The 14,882-nt window shown below is 65.4% G+C and carries 15 protein-coding genes; 9 read left to right on the forward strand and 6 right to left on the reverse strand.

Annotation, left to right across the window (positions count from 1 at the left end):
* A partial coding sequence (locus AC5RV1_RS09285) for a sirohydrochlorin chelatase (RefSeq protein ID WP_493994314.1) occupies window positions 1-301 on the reverse strand: 301 nt, incomplete at its 3' end.
* A 61-nt stretch (window positions 302-362) separates the two neighbouring features.
* On the opposite strand from AC5RV1_RS09285, the gene AC5RV1_RS09290 reads away from it, so the two are divergent.
* The 3 genes from AC5RV1_RS09290 (at window position 363) to AC5RV1_RS09300 (ending at window position 1,744) form a co-directional block, all read left to right on the forward strand.
* Window positions 363-1,034 carry a trimeric intracellular cation channel family protein gene (locus AC5RV1_RS09290; protein WP_458781336.1) on the forward strand — a complete coding sequence of 224 codons (672 nt, stop codon included), beginning with the start codon at window positions 363-365 and terminating at the stop codon, window positions 1,032-1,034.
* A gap of 14 nt (window positions 1,035-1,048) precedes the next feature.
* Window positions 1,049-1,474 carry an SMI1/KNR4 family protein gene (locus AC5RV1_RS09295; protein WP_163161658.1) on the forward strand — a complete coding sequence of 142 codons (426 nt, stop codon included), beginning with the start codon at window positions 1,049-1,051 and terminating at the stop codon, window positions 1,472-1,474.
* A gap of 99 nt (window positions 1,475-1,573) precedes the next feature.
* Window positions 1,574-1,744, forward strand: a complete 171-nt coding sequence (locus AC5RV1_RS09300; RefSeq protein ID WP_493994315.1) for a hypothetical protein — start codon at window positions 1,574-1,576, stop codon at window positions 1,742-1,744.
* Between the two features lie 494 nt (window positions 1,745-2,238).
* On the opposite strand, the gene AC5RV1_RS09305 is transcribed toward AC5RV1_RS09300, so the two are convergent.
* The 4 genes from AC5RV1_RS09305 to AC5RV1_RS09320 form a co-directional block, all read right to left on the reverse strand.
* The gene (locus AC5RV1_RS09305) at window positions 2,239-3,339 is read right to left on the reverse strand and encodes a polyprenyl synthetase family protein (protein ID WP_493946900.1); all 1,101 of its coding nucleotides are present in this window, start codon (window positions 3,337-3,339) and stop codon (window positions 2,239-2,241) included.
* Window positions 3,336-4,667, reverse strand: a complete 1,332-nt coding sequence (locus tag AC5RV1_RS09310) for a geranylgeranyl reductase family protein (protein ID WP_493994316.1) — start codon at window positions 4,665-4,667, stop codon at window positions 3,336-3,338. The genes AC5RV1_RS09305 and AC5RV1_RS09310 overlap by 4 nt, the downstream gene beginning before the upstream one ends.
* Window positions 4,668-4,670: 3 nt before the next feature.
* Window positions 4,671-5,447, reverse strand: coding sequence for a demethylmenaquinone methyltransferase (locus tag AC5RV1_RS09315; RefSeq protein WP_493947192.1), 777 nt, complete (start codon window positions 5,445-5,447; stop codon window positions 4,671-4,673).
* 76 nt (window positions 5,448-5,523) lie between these two features.
* A complete protein-coding gene (locus AC5RV1_RS09320) occupies window positions 5,524-6,309 on the reverse strand; it encodes an alpha/beta fold hydrolase (protein ID WP_493994317.1) in 786 nt (261 codons plus the stop codon).
* A 100-nt stretch (window positions 6,310-6,409) separates the two neighbouring features.
* On the opposite strand from AC5RV1_RS09320, the gene AC5RV1_RS09325 reads away from it, so the two are divergent.
* The 6 genes from AC5RV1_RS09325 (at window position 6,410) to AC5RV1_RS09350 (ending at window position 12,841) form a co-directional block, all read left to right on the forward strand.
* The gene (locus AC5RV1_RS09325) at window positions 6,410-7,798 is read left to right on the forward strand and encodes an isochorismate synthase (protein ID WP_493994318.1); all 1,389 of its coding nucleotides are present in this window, start codon (window positions 6,410-6,412) and stop codon (window positions 7,796-7,798) included.
* Between the two features lie 179 nt (window positions 7,799-7,977).
* The gene (locus tag AC5RV1_RS09330; RefSeq protein WP_493946904.1) at window positions 7,978-8,781 is read left to right on the forward strand and encodes an ABC transporter substrate-binding protein; all 804 of its coding nucleotides are present in this window, start codon (window positions 7,978-7,980) and stop codon (window positions 8,779-8,781) included.
* 150 nt (window positions 8,782-8,931) lie between these two features.
* On the forward strand, window positions 8,932-9,723 hold the full coding sequence (locus AC5RV1_RS09335) for an amino acid ABC transporter permease (protein WP_493946905.1): 792 nt from the start codon (window positions 8,932-8,934) through the stop codon (window positions 9,721-9,723).
* Window positions 9,724-9,735: 12 nt separating this feature from the next.
* Window positions 9,736-10,539: an amino acid ABC transporter ATP-binding protein gene (locus AC5RV1_RS09340; RefSeq protein ID WP_256248153.1), complete on the forward strand. Its 804-nt coding sequence runs from the start codon at window positions 9,736-9,738 to the stop codon at window positions 10,537-10,539.
* A gap of 254 nt (window positions 10,540-10,793) precedes the next feature.
* Window positions 10,794-12,020 (forward strand): aminotransferase class I/II-fold pyridoxal phosphate-dependent enzyme, encoded by a 1,227-nt coding sequence (locus AC5RV1_RS09345; protein ID WP_493994319.1) that lies wholly within the window; start codon window positions 10,794-10,796, stop codon window positions 12,018-12,020.
* The gene (locus tag AC5RV1_RS09350) at window positions 12,017-12,841 is read left to right on the forward strand and encodes a VOC family protein (RefSeq protein WP_493994320.1); all 825 of its coding nucleotides are present in this window, start codon (window positions 12,017-12,019) and stop codon (window positions 12,839-12,841) included. Before AC5RV1_RS09345 ends, AC5RV1_RS09350 begins: the two co-directional genes overlap by 4 nt.
* Before the next feature lie 27 nt (window positions 12,842-12,868).
* Here AC5RV1_RS09350 and menD read toward each other — a convergent pair whose 3' ends face one another.
* A complete protein-coding gene (gene menD / locus AC5RV1_RS09355) occupies window positions 12,869-14,698 on the reverse strand; it encodes a 2-succinyl-5-enolpyruvyl-6-hydroxy-3-cyclohexene-1-carboxylic-acid synthase (protein WP_493994321.1) in 1,830 nt (609 codons plus the stop codon).
* Window positions 14,699-14,882 lie beyond the last annotated feature (184 nt).

Genomic DNA, 14,882 nt, shown 5'->3' on the forward strand with positions numbered 1-14,882 from the left:
GCGGATCCGGTCCGAGCGGGGCGGCGGCCGCACTGCCGGGACGGCTCTTGACGGCCCGCGCGATGTCCACCTTCACGTGGTAGCCAACACTGAGCAGCAGCGGCACCACCACCGCGGACTCCCCCTCGGGCAGGCCCGCCATGACGTCCACCAGGTCCGGCTGCTGGACATCCACGTAGGCTTCGCGGACGTCGAGGCCCGGGCGGAGCGCTGCAATGGCGTCGCGCAGGGCGTTCACCTCGGCGGCGCCTTGTGTGCTGGATGTCCCATGGGCGCAGGCGATCATGATGGGGCTGTTCATAGGGGCTAGCGTAACGTTGGAGCCGCCCTGTCCGCCCTCTTTAGAACCGCCGGGACGCTCAATGACATTCCCTTTTGACATCGCCCTGGTGTGGCTGGACCTGGTGGGTGTCTTCTTCTTCGCTGTCTCGGGATCCCTCCTGGCCGCCCGGAAGCAGTTCGACATTGTGGGTTCGCTCCTGCTGGCCTCCCTCGTGTCCCTGGGCGGCGGCGTCATCCGCGACATCATCCTTGGTGCAACGCCCCCCGCGGCCTTCAGCAATCCCGCCTATCTCGTCCCGCCGATGCTGGCCACGTTCCTGGTGTACTTCCTGTTTTCCAGCGTGGAGCGCTTCACGTCGCTGCTGGTCCTGTTCGACGCCGGCGGGCTGGCCCTGTTCTGCATCACGGGCACTCTGAAGGCGCTCTCTTTCGGCGTCAATCCTGTGGCGGCCGTCCTGCTGGGTGTCACCACAGCGGTGGGCGGCGGGTTGTTGCGCGACATCACTGCAAACGAGGTGCCGCAGTTGTTCAACTCCCGGGACCTTTACGCCCTGCCTGCCTTCAGCGGGGCCGCCCTGACCGCGGTGCTGTGGGTCACCGGATCCTTTAATGCGGTGACGGCTTGCGTGGTGGCCGCCCTCGTTTTTGCCTTCCGGGTGGTTGCCTGGCGGCGCTCCTGGTACATCCCGCTGGCAGTCAACGGGTGGCACCGCGCAGGGGTTGACAGCGGCGAATCGCGTGCTCGCGATTAGCTAGGATATGAACCATGACTGACATGTTCCTCGAGAAATTCCGTGCGCTTGTTCCGAAGTATCTCGAGGACGAATGGCAGGAAGAGGACGGGCTGTCTCCCGAGGAGCTGGACAAGGCCCTGGCCGACCACCAATTCCAGATTCCCCTGGTCCTCCGCGAGTTCTACCTGGCCATCGGCGGCTGCGAGGACCTGATGGAGGCCTACCACTACTTCTGGGATCCCGACGAGCTCGAAGTCGACGACGAAGGGTTCCTCATGTTCCTCGAGGATGAAGAAGAGGAATACACCTGGGGCTTCCGTGTAGGCGACCTCAGCGTCCCTGACCCCATTGTGTACCGCCGCAACAACGCCCGCGGCCAGTGGAAGTCCGAAGAAGGCACGTTCTCGGAGTTCGTGTTCGACATGTTCGAATGGGCCTTCGAGGATGAAGAAGGCTGAGGTTTCCTCCCGCCGCCAGGCCTGCCGTGACCAAAGTGCGTGATTTATAGGCCATAGTTTCAGCACTGCCTGCACCTCGGCGACCATGACCTCTGGTGCGTGGACAACATCGTCGTAGTAGTAGCGCAGGACCAAGTAGCCATCGATGATGCTGCGGTTGTTACGGCGCTGGCCAGAACCTCAAGCAACGAGTCCGCCCTGGGTATCCGGGTAAAGCCCGCGCTCTTCAACTGGCTGGCACGAGCAACTCCGCCATGCCGATTGAAGTAGTCAGTGATGTCCACCAATTCAGAGTGTCGCTAGGAAAAACGTGCTGCGAGGGGCCAGCCAGGGCTATGTGGACAAGAAGCGGACTCATTGTCGGGAGTTGCTCGAACCGGATTGCGTGCCTTTTGGCGAACCGACTGATCCCGGCCCCGCCACTTCGCAAGAACATTGCCGGCCGCATCTACAAGTCACGCACTCAGGTCAGGAGCAGGGAATTCCAGCGCGGAAAATCTATGACACCCGCAGTAACAGAGGACTTGCATCTTGTGACAAAGCTGTCATACACTATTCACGGATCCGCTAAACGCCTCCGGCGGGTCTGATGCGAACGGAGAGATAGCCTCGGTTCACGGCAACGTATGACTCGTATCGTTGCTGCGGACCGGGGCTATCCCGTTTTAGCGGGCTAACCCTGCACCACCGGGACCAGGCGTTGTCGCCCTAAAGGAAGAAGCCCGGCACCATCCACGGAGCCGGGCTTCCACAAAGGACAAGGCTTAACTGGCGCGGTCCACCACAGCCAGCGCGAAGTTGGACAGCGATTCCTTAACCACACCTTCAGGGAGCGGGGCAAGCGCGGCAATAGCCTCGTTAGCCCACTCGCGCGCCACAACCCATGACTCCGCAGTCACCGGGTGCTCGCGCAGCGCCGCCACCGCCTCGGCCAAGGCTTCATCGGAGGTCAGGTCACCATCGATGAGTTTGAGAAGTTCGACGGCGGAGCTGTCACCCTCCGCGGCCGCCCGTCGCAGGAGCAACACCGGCAGAGTGGGAACGCCTTCGCGCAGGTCCGTCCCCGGTGACTTGCCTGACTTGACCTTGATGCCGGTGACGTCGATGACATCGTCGGCAAGCTGGAATGCCACGCCCACCTTCTCGCCGTACTCCACGAGGACCGACTCGTAGGCAGGATCGGCTTCGGCAAAAATCGCCCCAAGCTGGCCGGATGCCGCAACCAGGGAGCCGGTCTTGTCCGCAATGACGGAAAGGTAGTGCTCCACGGGATCCTCGTCCGGACGCGGCCCCACGGTTTCGTGCAGCTGGCCCAGGCACAACCGCTCGAAGGTACGGGCCTGGATTCCCAGCGCCCGCGAACCGAGTTCGGAAACCAGGATCGAGGCCCGGGCAAAGATCAGGTCGCCGGTCAGGACCGCCACCGAGTTGCCCCATACTTCGTGGGCCGTGGGCGCACCGCGGCGGAACGGGGCTGAGTCCATCACGTCGTCGTGGTACAGGGTTGCGAGGTGGGTCAGTTCAACAACGACGGCGGCCTGCACCACGGCCGGAAGCGATGCGTCACCGAGGTGGGCGCACAGCAGGGTGAGCAAAGGCCGGATGCGCTTGCCGCCGGCTTCCACAAGGTGGCGCGACGTTGCGTCCGCCAGCGGATCCGAGTTCGCAATCGCCTCGCGGAGCTTCTTCTCCACGCGGGCCAGGTTGTTGGTGATGGCCGGCCCCAGCTCGTCGTCCCCGGCGATGGCGGCAAAGCCCGCGGGCAGCTGCAAACCCGTTGCGATGGCGGTGGTGTTGAGGCTGGGTTCGGAGTCCGGCAGGCCGTGTCCGGCGTGCGTCCAGCTGTGGTCTGCGGGGTTGTTCACTGGTTAACCCTAACTTTTTGTTGCGGATACCGCTGATTCGAAACCGACTGGGTATTGGATGTGGCCGGAACCAGCGACTCCAGGACCCGGATCACCCGGTCCTCGAAGCCCTTCGCGGAGGGGTCCGTGAGGTTGGCCAAAAGCCGGACCACGAACCGCATCAGCACCGGGATGGGCATGCCGGTGCGCAGCGCGAGCTTCATGACCGCAGGCTTGCCGATCAGCGCGGCGAACGCGCGGCCCAGGGTGAAGTGCGATCCCCACTGGTCCCGCACATACTCCGCATACCGCGAGAGGTGCGCGTCGGCGTCGTACGTTCCGCCCGAGGACGCAGCGCGGGAGGAGGCGTCAATGATGAACTCGGCCGCGAACCGGGCGGACTCCATGGCGTAGGAGATGCCCTCGCCGTTGAACGGGGAGACCATTCCGCCGGCATCACCGAGCAGGAGCAGGCCGGGCGAGTAGTGCGGGGTGCGGTTGAAGCCCATGGGCAGCGCGGCGCCGCGGATTTCGCCCACCTGGTTTTCCGGTGTGAAGCCCCACTCTGCCGGCATGCCGGCGGTCCACTCGCGGAGGACCTGCTTGTAATCGAGCTTGCCGAATTCCTTGGAGGAGTTCAGAATGCCGAGGCCAACGTTGGAGGTGCCGTCGCCGACGCCGAACACCCAGCCGTAGCCCGGCAGCAGCTTGCCGTCGCGGCCGGGGAGCTCCAGCCAGCCTTCCATCCAGTCATCGTCGGTGCGCGGGCTGGTGAAGTAGGTGCGGACGGCCACGCCGAGGGGGCGGTCGTCGCGCTTTTGAATGCCGAGGGATACGGCCGTGCGGGTGGAGTTTCCGTCGGCGGCGAGTACGACGTCGGCACTGAACTCGCGCGTCTCCCCCGTCTTGCGTCCGGCCTCGTCAAGGATGGCGGCGCGGACGCCGGTGACGCGGCCGTCGTCGTTTCGAAGGGCTTCAGTAACGCTGTGCCGCTCAAGGATTTCGGCGCCCGCGGCCTGGGCGTGGCGGGCCAGTTCCTCGTCGAAACCCAGCCGGGTGCGGATAAGGCCGTACTGCGGAAAGTCGGAAACCTCGGGCCACGGCAGCTCGATGGTCCGGCCCCCGGCGATCAGGCGCAGGCCCTTGTTGCGGCGCCAGCCGTCATCTTCAGGGTGCGGCAGGCCAAGTTTCTGGATTTCGCGGACGGCTCGGGGAGTGAGGCCGTCGCCGCAAACCTTCTCGCGCGGGAAGCTCGTCTTCTCCAAAACTGTGACGCCGATGCCTGCCTTGGCCAGGTAGTACGCGGCAGTGGAACCGGCCGGCCCCGCGCCGACTATCAGTACCCGCACAGGTCAGCGGGTGATGTTGCGGCGCAGCTTGGCCACGGGGCCTTTGTGCGCGGCGATCGCGGCAGCAGCGCCGCCGGCCGTTGACTCGGGGGCCTTGAACGCACGGTGGACCGCCACGATGCCGCCGGTGAGGTTCCGGTAGGTGACTTTCTCCCAGCCCGATTCCTCCAGCCAGGCAGCAAGGTGGTCCTGGTCCGGCCATGCGCGGATGGACTCGGCGAGGTAAACGTAGGCGTCCGGGTTGGAGGCGACCTTAACGGCGATGGCAGGCAGTGCGCGCATGAGGTATTCGGTGTACATGGTGCGCCACAGCGGGACGACGGGCTGCGAGAACTCGGCGATGACCAGTCGTCCGCCGGGCTTGGTGACGCGGAGCATCTCCTGCAGCGCCTTCTTCGGCTCGTTGACGTTGCGCAGGCCGAAGGAGATGGTGGTGGCGTCAAAGGTGTTGTCGGCGAACGGCAGGTTGGTGGCGTCCCCGGCGATGAAGTCGATGTCCGGCCGGCGGCGCTTGCCTACCTTGAGCATTCCGAGGGAGAAGTCGCACGCCACGACGTCTATGCCGGCATCGGCATACGGCTCGCTGGACGTGCCCGTTCCGGCGGCAAGGTCCAGGACTCGCTGACCCTTGGTGGTTTCCATCGCGTCCACAACGATCTTGCGCCAGCGGCGGGTCTGCCCCAGGGACAGGACATCGTTGACGACGTCGTATTTGGGGGCGACGTCGTCAAACATCGTGGCTACTTCGTCCGGACGCTTATCCAAGGATGCTCGGTTCACCATGTCATTGTCTCAAATGTTCAGGAGGGTCCCGACCAAGCCCTGCCCCAGGGGTTCCCCGGGGTGGCCGGCTGGGCTAGCCCAGGAACGCGTTGGTGTCCTTCGCCACCTGCTCCGGATCCTCCCACAGGACCACGTGGCCGGCGCCCGGATAGACCTTCAGCACGGAACCCTGGATGCGGGCAGCAAGTACTTCGTGGTCGGCCTGCGGCAGGAGACCGTCCTGTTCACCCCGCAGGATGAGGGTGGGCGCGCGGATAACCCCCAGGTCCAGGGGCGGTGTGGCCTGGTGAAGCCCTGCCAGCGCGGACTTCCACACGTGTACGGGCATTTTGAGTCCGTCACGCACGCGGTCCTCCAGGTACCACTGCGGAACCGGCCTGCCCAGCTGGAACCACAGGAGGGACTGCCGCACCCAGTCCTCGTCGATCGGCTCGGTGAGGGCTTCCACCTCGTCAGCGAACACCGGCCTGCGGTTAAGGGTCAGCGGCGCGCCAACCAGGACCAGAGCGTCCACCCGTTCGGGATGACTTACGGCCAGCTGCTGGGCGATGTAGCCGCCGCTGGAGGATCCCAGGATGGAAGCGGACGTCAACTGCAGGGCGTCGAGGATCGCTGCAACGTCCTCAGCCTGTTCCTGAAGGGAGTAGCCATCAGCTGGTTTGTCCGCCTCACCCTGGCCGCGCAGGTCGGGGGCGAGAATCCGGAAATTGGCGAGGAGCGGGATCAGCCGGTCGAAGCTGCGGCTCGATTCACCCCACGCGTGCAGCAGCAGCAACGGCTTCGCTGTGAGCTCGCCGTGAACCAGGCACGGCACCAGAATCCCGGTGCGAAGGTTCAGGATGCGGACGTCTGAGTCCATGGCTGAAGGCTACGCCCGGCGCGGTTTCTGGGGTATGGGCGGCCCAAAGTACCCCTAAGTACCCTTTACGGGGGGTAAAAAGGGGTACCGTGGAGCAATCATGACGAGCACGTTCCGCACCTTGACAGTCCCCCTTGATAGCCAAAAATTCGCCGGGGGGCTGCCGTCGTTTCTGGTCCGGGACGATGTCCTCTGCTGGACACGCCGCGAGGCCGGACTGGTGGGTTTCGGCGAGATCGCCCGCTTCACCGCCACCGGCCCGGAACGCTTCCTCGAGGCCGATATCTGGTGGCGCCACCTGGTAATCGAGGCCGAAATCACCGACTCCGTGGAACTCCCCGGCACCGGTCCCGTCGCTTTTGGCTCCTTCGCCTTCTCAAAGACTTCAGCCCACGAGTCCCGGCTGATCGTGCCCGAGATTGTGGTGGGCGTCCGCGATGGACAGGTCTGGGTCACCCAGCTGACATTCGACGACGGCCCCCTCACCGAGGCGGGGGCCCTCGCCGCGCTCGACCGCTGGCTGGGTAGCGGTTCCGATGGTGGAAGCACGACGGCGGCAGCGGACTTCGCCGGGAACGGCACCCCGGGTACCGCCCATGCCAAGGCGGGCGGCGCCGTCGTACGTCCCCTGCCCCTGGCAGCCGGCGCAACCCTGCACACAGGCTCGCTGAGCGAGAAGGACTGGATGGCCGCCGTGGCCGCGGGAGTGGCCGAGATCCGGACGGGCGCGTTGGAGAAGCTGGTGCTGGCGCGGGACGTTGTGGCCACTGTTCCCTCCGGCGTGAACGCTGCCAAGGTGCTGGGCGAGCTCGCCAGGCGGTACCGCGAATGCTGGACCTACGGAGTGGACGGGCTGGTGGGTGCCACGCCCGAGATGCTGATCCAGGTGGAGGGGCGTACTGCGCAGGCACGCGTGCTGGCCGGCACTTTGGACCGCCGTGATGCGCACGGGGAGGACGGCCTTCCCATGGATTACGCCACCCGTGTGCTGGCGGGATCGGAGAAGCAGCGGCACGAGCACGAAATCGCCATCCAGTCACTGACGTCCCAACTGGCGCCGTTCTCGGAAGCCATGAACGCCCACGACGAACCGTTCATCCTGGAGCTGCCCAATGTCTGGCACCTGGCGTCGGACGTCAAGGCGGAGCTGACCGAGGTGGAGGGGCACGTCCCAACCTGCCTGGCGCTGATCAATGCCCTGCACCCCACTGCTGCCGTCTGCGGAACCCCCACCCAAGTCGCCGGGGCGCTGATCCGCAAGCTGGAGCACCTGGACCGCGGGCCCTACGCCGGGCCGGTGGGATGGCTGGACGCTGCCGGAAACGGAGAATGGGGCATCGCCCTGCGCGGCGCCGTCATTGAGTCCCACGACACGGTGCGGCTATATGCCGGCTGCGGCGTAGTCGATGGCTCGCTGCCGGAAGCTGAGCTCGCCGAGACCTGGGCCAAGTTCCGGCCGATGCTGGAGTCGTTGGGAATCAGCAACTAGGTTCCTCTTGGGCAGGATGTCCGGCATTCAAGACACTGGCCCTTCCCCTAGGCTTGAAAACAGCTGTAACTTAGTTATCCAATAGTGAAAACAAGTTTCCTGTGATGCACATCTCCTAAACGGCGCTACACTATGAACCGATTTAGTACCGCATACTCCTGCAACAAAAGGTAAGAAACATGCAGCTCAAGTCCCTGGCCACGGCCAAGATCACCGCCAAGGCAGCAGCACTGTTCGCCGCCGGCGCCCTCACCCTCACGGCCTGCGGCGGCGGAAGCTCCACTCCGGCAGCTTCCGAAGGCGGCATTCAGCTCATCAACTCCGGCAAGCTCACGGTCTGCTCGGATATCCCCTACGAGCCGTTCGAATTTGAGAAGGACGGCCAGACGGTGGGCTTCGACGTCGACATCGCCAAGGAACTCGCCAAGGACTTCGGCGCCGAACTGAGCATCGTGGACAGCTCCTTCGAGGCCATCGAGACCGGCACCGCCCTGACCCAGTGCGACCTGGGCATCTCCTCCATCTCCATCACGGATACCCGCAAGTCGGTCATGGACTTCTCCACCCCTTACCTGGATGACGATCTGGCCCTGGTAGCCAGCGAAGATTCCGGCGTCAACAGCCTGGCCGATGCCAAGGGCAAGAAGGTGGGCGTCCAGCAGGCCACCACCGGCGCCGACTACGCACAGGAGCAGGGCCTCGATGCCCAGCAGTTCGAGGACACGGGCCTCCTGGTGCAGGCCCTTGAGGCCGGCACCATCGACGCAGCCCTGGGCAACCAGTCCGTTTTGGGCTACGCCATCAAGGACCAGCCCAAGTTCAAGAGCGTTGAGGAATTTGCCACCGGCGAGCAGCTGGGCATTTCCATCAAGAAGGGCAACACCGCCATGGCTGAGAAGGTTAACGGGACCCTCAAGCGCCTGACCGACGACGGCTCCCTTGAGAAGTTCAAGACCACCTGGTTCGGCGAAGCCGCCAAGTAGCCAACCACCGCCAAGTAGTCGCCGTGCAGGCCTGAGGCTCCCCCGCCTTGGTTCCGTCACGGCCCTGAGAACTACGCAGCCGGGGCCCCGGACGAGCTGTACCGCAGTCCGTCCGGGGCCTCTGCCACGCACAACGAATGTGAGCAACCCATGGCAATGACCGCACGTCAGCGAGCCAAAGTAAGCCTGTATGTCCAGGCCGGAATCTTTGTTGTGGCCATCGCCGCGCTGATCCTGGCCACCGACTGGGAGACCATCGGCAACAGCGTCTTCAACTTCGGCAAGATCGGCCCCATGTTCCCCGGCATCTTCATGACCGGCCTGGTGAACACCCTGATCTACACCTTCCTCGGCTTTATCGTGGGCCTCTCCGGCGGCCTGCTGCTGGCCCTGATGAAGCTCTCCAGCTTCCCGCTGTACCGCTGGATCGCCACCGGCTACATCGAGTTTTTCCGCGGCATCCCGGCACTCCTGGTCTTCATCGCCTTCGGCTACGGCGTCCCGCTGGCGTTCGGCGTCTCGTGGAACATCACCGTGATCGTGATGGTTTCGCTCGGCATGGTGGCCTCGGCCTACATCGCCGAAACCCTCCGTGCCGGCCTGCAGGCGGTACCGAAGGGCCAGCTCGAAGCAGCCCGCTCCCTGGGCATGCCGCAGTGGCGGGCCATGGTCACTATCGTCATCCCGCAGGCGTTCAAGATCGTCCTGCCGCCCCTGACCAACGAGGTCATCCTGCTGACCAAGGACTCCTCGCTGATCTACGTCCTGGGCCTCACCGCCTCCCAGTACGAGCTCACCAAGTTCGGCCGCGACGGCATCTCCAGCCTCGGCGCGGGCCTCACCCCGCTCCTGGTGGCCGGAGCCTTCTACCTGGTGATCACCATCCCCCTGAGCTTCCTGGCCCGGAAGTTCGAAAGCCGCACCGCGCGGTCAAACCGATAGGCAGCGAAGACCATGAACGACGTCGTAAACAATTCCCGCGGTGGCACGGCAACCGTCCACGCCGCCGGCGTGGAGATCAAGGACCTGCGCAAGTCCTACGGATCCAATGAGGTCCTGAAAGGCATCAGCCTGGACGTGGCTCCCGGCGAAGTGGTGTGCCTGATCGGGCCGTCCGGCTCCGGCAAGTCCACCCTCCTGCGCTGCGTGAACCTGCTGGAGCAGCCCAACCAGGGCAGCATCCACGTGGGCGGCTTCGAGGCCACCGATCCCGATGTGGACATCGACAAGATGCGCCGCAAGGTGGGCATGGTGTTCCAGCAGTTCAACCTGTTCCCGCATTTGGACGCCAAGCGCAACTGCTCCATCGCCCAGACGAAGGTCCTCAAGCGGTCCCAGGCGGAGGCGGACAAGGTGTCCATGCACAACCTGGAGCGAGTGGGACTGGGGCACCTCTCGGACCGTTTCCCGGACCAGCTCTCCGGCGGCCAGCAGCAGCGTGTGGCCATTGCCCGCGCGCTGAGCATGGACCCGGAGCTGATGCTCTTCGATGAGCCCACCTCTGCCCTGGACCCTGAGACCGTGGGCGATGTCCTCTCCGTGATGCGGAACCTCGCCAAGGAGGGCATGACCATGCTGGTGGTCACCCACGAGATGGGCTTTGCCCGTGAAGTGGCCGACCGCGTGGTGTTTATGGACGGCGGCATTGTGGTGGAGGAAGGCGTGGCCGAGCAGGTCATTTCTGCCCCCACCCAGGCCCGCACCAAGGAGTTCCTGCGCCGCGTGCTCGATCCCACGCACATCGATATCGAGGAGTAACCCTCTTCCAGTTGTGATACGTACATTCCCTGGGGCTGCGGATACAACCGCAGCGCCAGGGAATTTCTGCGTCAAGGGGTAGCTGCGCGTCGCCACTCTGGGAAGGCGTACGACGGCGGCACGCGCCTCTTGCCCGGGCATTTACTTCCGCCGTGCCGCGGCACACAATAGGTCCCACTACAGCCCTGGCTCAGCAGCGTGCTGCCCATCGGACGTGCAGGCCCACCAGGGCCGGCCAATCGAGGAGCGCCGGCATGACAGAACCTACAATCCCGTCCCGGGCCACCTCCGCGGTATCTGATCGCGCTGCGCGGCTGGCATCCATCCCCTCTTTCCAACGCGTTGATGCCTATCTCACGGCGGCCAGCCTGCGCCGGAAAGGCCAGTCGGATGTTTGTGATTTCACTTTCGGCAACCCGCACCAGATGCCGCCCGACCGGTACGTCAATACGTTGCGGGATGCCGTTACCCCACAGCACGACCAGTGGTTCGCGTACCAGACCAACGGCGAAACTGCCCGGGAGGCGGCCGCGGAATCCCTTCAGCGACTGCTGGACGTGCCGTTCCGGACGGAGGACATCTATCTGACCACCGGAGGTTTTGCTGCCATCGCCTTGGCCCTGAAGACGGTCAGCGATCCCGGCGATGAAGTCATTTTCAGCCTGCCGCCGTGGTTCCTGTACGAGCCGCTGATCCTTGAAGCAGGTCTCGTCCCGGTGAAGGTAAAGGTCAGCACGGCAACGTTCGACCTGGATTTGGATGCGATTGAGTCTGCCATCACGGAGCGCACCAGGGTTGTGATCATCAATTCTCCCAACAATCCCACGGGGCGGATCTATCCTCCCGAACTGCTGCTCCGGCTGGCGGACATGTTGGAGGCGGCCTCGGTAAGGATCGGCAGGCGGATCTACCTGGTCTCGGACGAGGCCTACAACCGGATTGTGTTCGATGGCCTCCGCTTCCACAGTCCCGTGGAGTTCTATGCGCACACGCTGCTGGCCTATTCCTATGGCAAAACCCACCTCTCGCCGGGCCAGCGGGTGGGCTATCTGGCGCTGCCGCCCACCATGCCGCAGCGGGAGGAGATGCGCCCCGCGATCACCGGCCTGCAGGTGGCGATGGGGTGGGTGTACCCGAATGCGCTGCTGCAGCACGCGCTTCCGGAACTGGAGAAGTTCAGCATCGACGTGGGCCAGTTGCAGCGGCGCCGGGACCGGCTCATGGAGGCGCTGGGCGGCATGGGTTATCGCGTCCATCGGCCTGAAGGCACGTTCTACCTGTTTGCCACCTCCCCCATTCCGGACGACGAGGCGTTCACCGAGTCACTCGTCCGCCGGAATGTCTTCGTTTTCCCGGGCGTACTGTTTGAGACGCCGGGCTTCTTCCGGGTTTCCCTTACGGCCAACGAGGACATGATCGAACGGAGCCTTCCTGCATTCGAAGCGGCGATGAAGGAAAGCATGGACAGGAGCGGGACATGAGCGAACGGACCTACCCCCATGGTGTACCGTGCTGGGTCGACACAGAGCAGCCGGACGTAGACGCGGCTGCTGAGTTCTACGGCGGCCTCTTCGGCTGGACATTTGAAGACGTGATGCCTTCGGGGGCACCAGGCAGGTATCTGATAGCAAAGCTGGGCGGCCGTGACGTCGCCGGGATAGCAAGCAGCGCGGAGGGAACGGCGTGGAACACCTACATAGCAGTCGATGACGCCGACGCTGCAGTCCGGCGGCTGGTGACCGCCGGCGCCAAAGTGCTGGCCCCACCGGCAGACGCGGGAGAAGGCGGCCGCGGAGCGTTGCTGACCGATCCGGAAGGGGTCGAATTCCGCATCTGGCAGCCGAAGCGGCGACTGGGGGCGCAGGTGGTCAATCAGCCGGGGGCCTGGAATTTTAGCGACCTGCATACGGCTGACCCCAGCGGGGGCATTGCGTTCTACGAGGACGCGTTCGGCTGGCAGGTGGACGATGTCGGCTTCGGGCTGATGGTTCGCCGGCCGGGTTATGGCGACCACCTTGAGGCGACCATCTACCCGGACATCAGGACCCAGCACTCAGAAATCGCCGCCCCACCCGGCTTCGATGACGCGATCGCCTGGGTCGTAGCAACGGCCGCCGATGAACCGCCGCACTGGCACGTGACGTTCGCCGTTGCCGACCGGGACCAGGCTGTTGCTGACGCAATCCGGCTGGGGGCCGGAATCCTTCGGCAGTACGACACCGGGTGGACGCGCGAGGCATTGATCCGGGACCCGCAGGGAGCAAGGTTCAGCGCCAGCCAGTTCACGCCACCGACAGGCTAAGCGATCCGTCAGATCGCTATTCTTCGGCTAGCGCGCCAGCACTCCCCCGACTGCAGCGGCGACGGCCTCTTTGATCCGGCTGTGAAGCGCGCGCAGGCCGTGCCGGTCCGTGCGGACTTCAACAATGCTGCGGCCCTCGATCGGCTGCGTGAGCGCCTCGGCGAGTGCCGCCGTCGTACTTACCGAGCAATGCCCGACGCCGTACGCTGCAGCAAGTGCCGCAATGTCCACTGTATGGGGGGTGCCGAAGAGGCGCTCGACGGCGTCACCATACGTTCCCGCCTCACGCACGGCGCCGTGCTCCAGCAGGTCGAAGATGGCCCCGCCGGCGTCGTTGAGCACAACGATCCGCAAGTGCGGCTCCTCCTCCCCGGTGCCCAGGAGCAGGCCGCCGGCGTCGTGCAGGAAGGTGACATCGCCCAGCAGGACGGTGGTTTCCTGCCGCGCGCCGAGTGCAACCCCGGTGGCTGTGGAGATGGTGCCGTCGATCCCGGCGAGGCCGCGGTTCGCATAAACGGTGGCGGCAGGTTCAGGAGCGGGCAGGCCGGCCAAGTCCACGTCGCGGATTCCGTTGGAGGAGCCCAGCAGCAGCTGGCCCCGGGAATGTTCCCACACCAGCGACCCGACGGCCGGACCGGTGGCCGGCGCTCCCTCAGCGAGGATACGATCCAGCGCGTGCTGGGCGGCCGATCCGGCAAGCAGCCAGGTATCCAGCCATGTGGATGGCCCGCGGCCGGCAAAATCTGCCAGGTCCGCAAGGCTTTCCAGGGGCAGCTCGGTGCGCCGGCCGGGCTCGTACCAGGCCACCGGAACCGGCTGGTAGAGAGCGGCTTGAACGTCCGCGCGGGCCAGCAGGGCTGCGACCGGCCGGGACAGAGTCGGCCGGCCGAACAGGACCACCCGCTCAATTGGCGCTGCTGCCCCGGCTCCAAAGTGCTCCAGCAGAAGCCGGTACGGGCCCACGGCGTTCGGCCCGAAGCGGGCGTTGGAGGACGGCTCGGCCAGCAGCGGCAGGCCGTGCGCGCGGGCGAAGGCCTCGGCGACCGGCCCGGCGTCGTGCCCTGCGAGTACCACCGTGCGGCGCTCGGGCAGGTTCTCGGATGCAGGCGGCAGGTTCATCACGAGCGGCTCGCTGGCGAGCCGGTATCGCGGCCGTTCTGCCGCCGCCGGCAACGTCGCGCCGGCCTCGGGAACCAGCGGATCGCGGAACGCCAGGTTGAGCTGGACCGGGCCGGGGGCCAGGTCGGGGAACGCACCGGTGGCCGCCGACAGGCCGGTCCGGATGGCGCGTTCGGGGTCGGTGCCTGCGGGGACGTCGACGGCGAAGCGCACCTGTTCCCCGAAGATGTCGGGCTGGATGGTGGTCTGGTTGGCGCCTGTGCCGCGCAGCTCGTCCGGCCGGTCAGCGGACAGGACGATGAGCGGGACGGCCGCATGGTTTGCCTCCATCACCGCGGGAAGGAGATTCCCGACGGCGGTCCCGGACGTCGTGAGGACGGCGGCGGGCGAGCCGGTGGACAGGGCCAGGCCCAGCGCAGTGAAGCCGGCGGAACGCTCGTCGATGCGGACCAGCAGCTCCACCCTGCCCTCCGCCGATGCCTCAGCCAGCGCGTAGGCCATGGGAGCGGACCGGGACCCGGGCGACACCACCACGTGCTGCACACCGCCGTCGACCAGGACCCCGACGGCGATCCGCGCGGCCGCGACGGCACTTAACTCAGGGGCGGCACCGGAAGAGTCTGCGGGGAAGGTGCCCGCTTGCGGGGAGCCGATGGGGGAAGCGTCCTGGCGGGGGGCGTCGGGGGCGGAATCGTTGTGCGAAGTCACCAAACCAGTCTGCCACCCCCGACGCGCCATCACTTCCCGCACCAAAACGCCCGACGCTCTATCACTCGATGCGCCTAAAGCCGGAACGCTCTATCACTCGATGCGCCTGAAGCCGGAACGCTCTATCACTCTCCTGAAAAGAGTGATAGAGCGTTTTGGAATTACCCGCGTTAAGTGAGAGAGCGTTGGATTCCGACAGACCCTACACCGGGAC

This window comes from Arthrobacter sp. Hb9-2 (assembly GCF_059091165.1).

Excerpts from the sequence above, each read along its gene's own strand:
- AC5RV1_RS09290 (WP_458781336.1), top strand. The coding sequence starts at position 363 with ATGACATTCCCTTTTGACATCGCCCTGGTGTGGCTGGACCTGGTGGGT.
- AC5RV1_RS09295 (WP_163161658.1), top strand. The coding sequence starts at position 1,049 with ATGACTGACATGTTCCTCGAGAAATTCCGTGCGCTTGTTCCGAAGTAT.
- AC5RV1_RS09320 (WP_493994317.1), bottom strand. The coding sequence starts at position 6,309 with ATGGACTCAGACGTCCGCATCCTGAACCTTCGCACCGGGATTCTGGTG.
- AC5RV1_RS09325 (WP_493994318.1), top strand. The coding sequence starts at position 6,410 with ATGACGAGCACGTTCCGCACCTTGACAGTCCCCCTTGATAGCCAAAAA.
- AC5RV1_RS09330 (WP_493946904.1), top strand. The coding sequence starts at position 7,978 with ATGCAGCTCAAGTCCCTGGCCACGGCCAAGATCACCGCCAAGGCAGCA.
- AC5RV1_RS09335 (WP_493946905.1), top strand. The coding sequence starts at position 8,932 with ATGGCAATGACCGCACGTCAGCGAGCCAAAGTAAGCCTGTATGTCCAG.
- AC5RV1_RS09340 (WP_256248153.1), top strand. The coding sequence starts at position 9,736 with ATGAACGACGTCGTAAACAATTCCCGCGGTGGCACGGCAACCGTCCAC.
- AC5RV1_RS09345 (WP_493994319.1), top strand. The coding sequence starts at position 10,794 with ATGACAGAACCTACAATCCCGTCCCGGGCCACCTCCGCGGTATCTGAT.
- AC5RV1_RS09350 (WP_493994320.1), top strand. The coding sequence starts at position 12,017 with ATGAGCGAACGGACCTACCCCCATGGTGTACCGTGCTGGGTCGACACA.
- menD (WP_493994321.1), bottom strand. The coding sequence starts at position 14,698 with ATGGCGCGTCGGGGGTGGCAGACTGGTTTGGTGACTTCGCACAACGAT.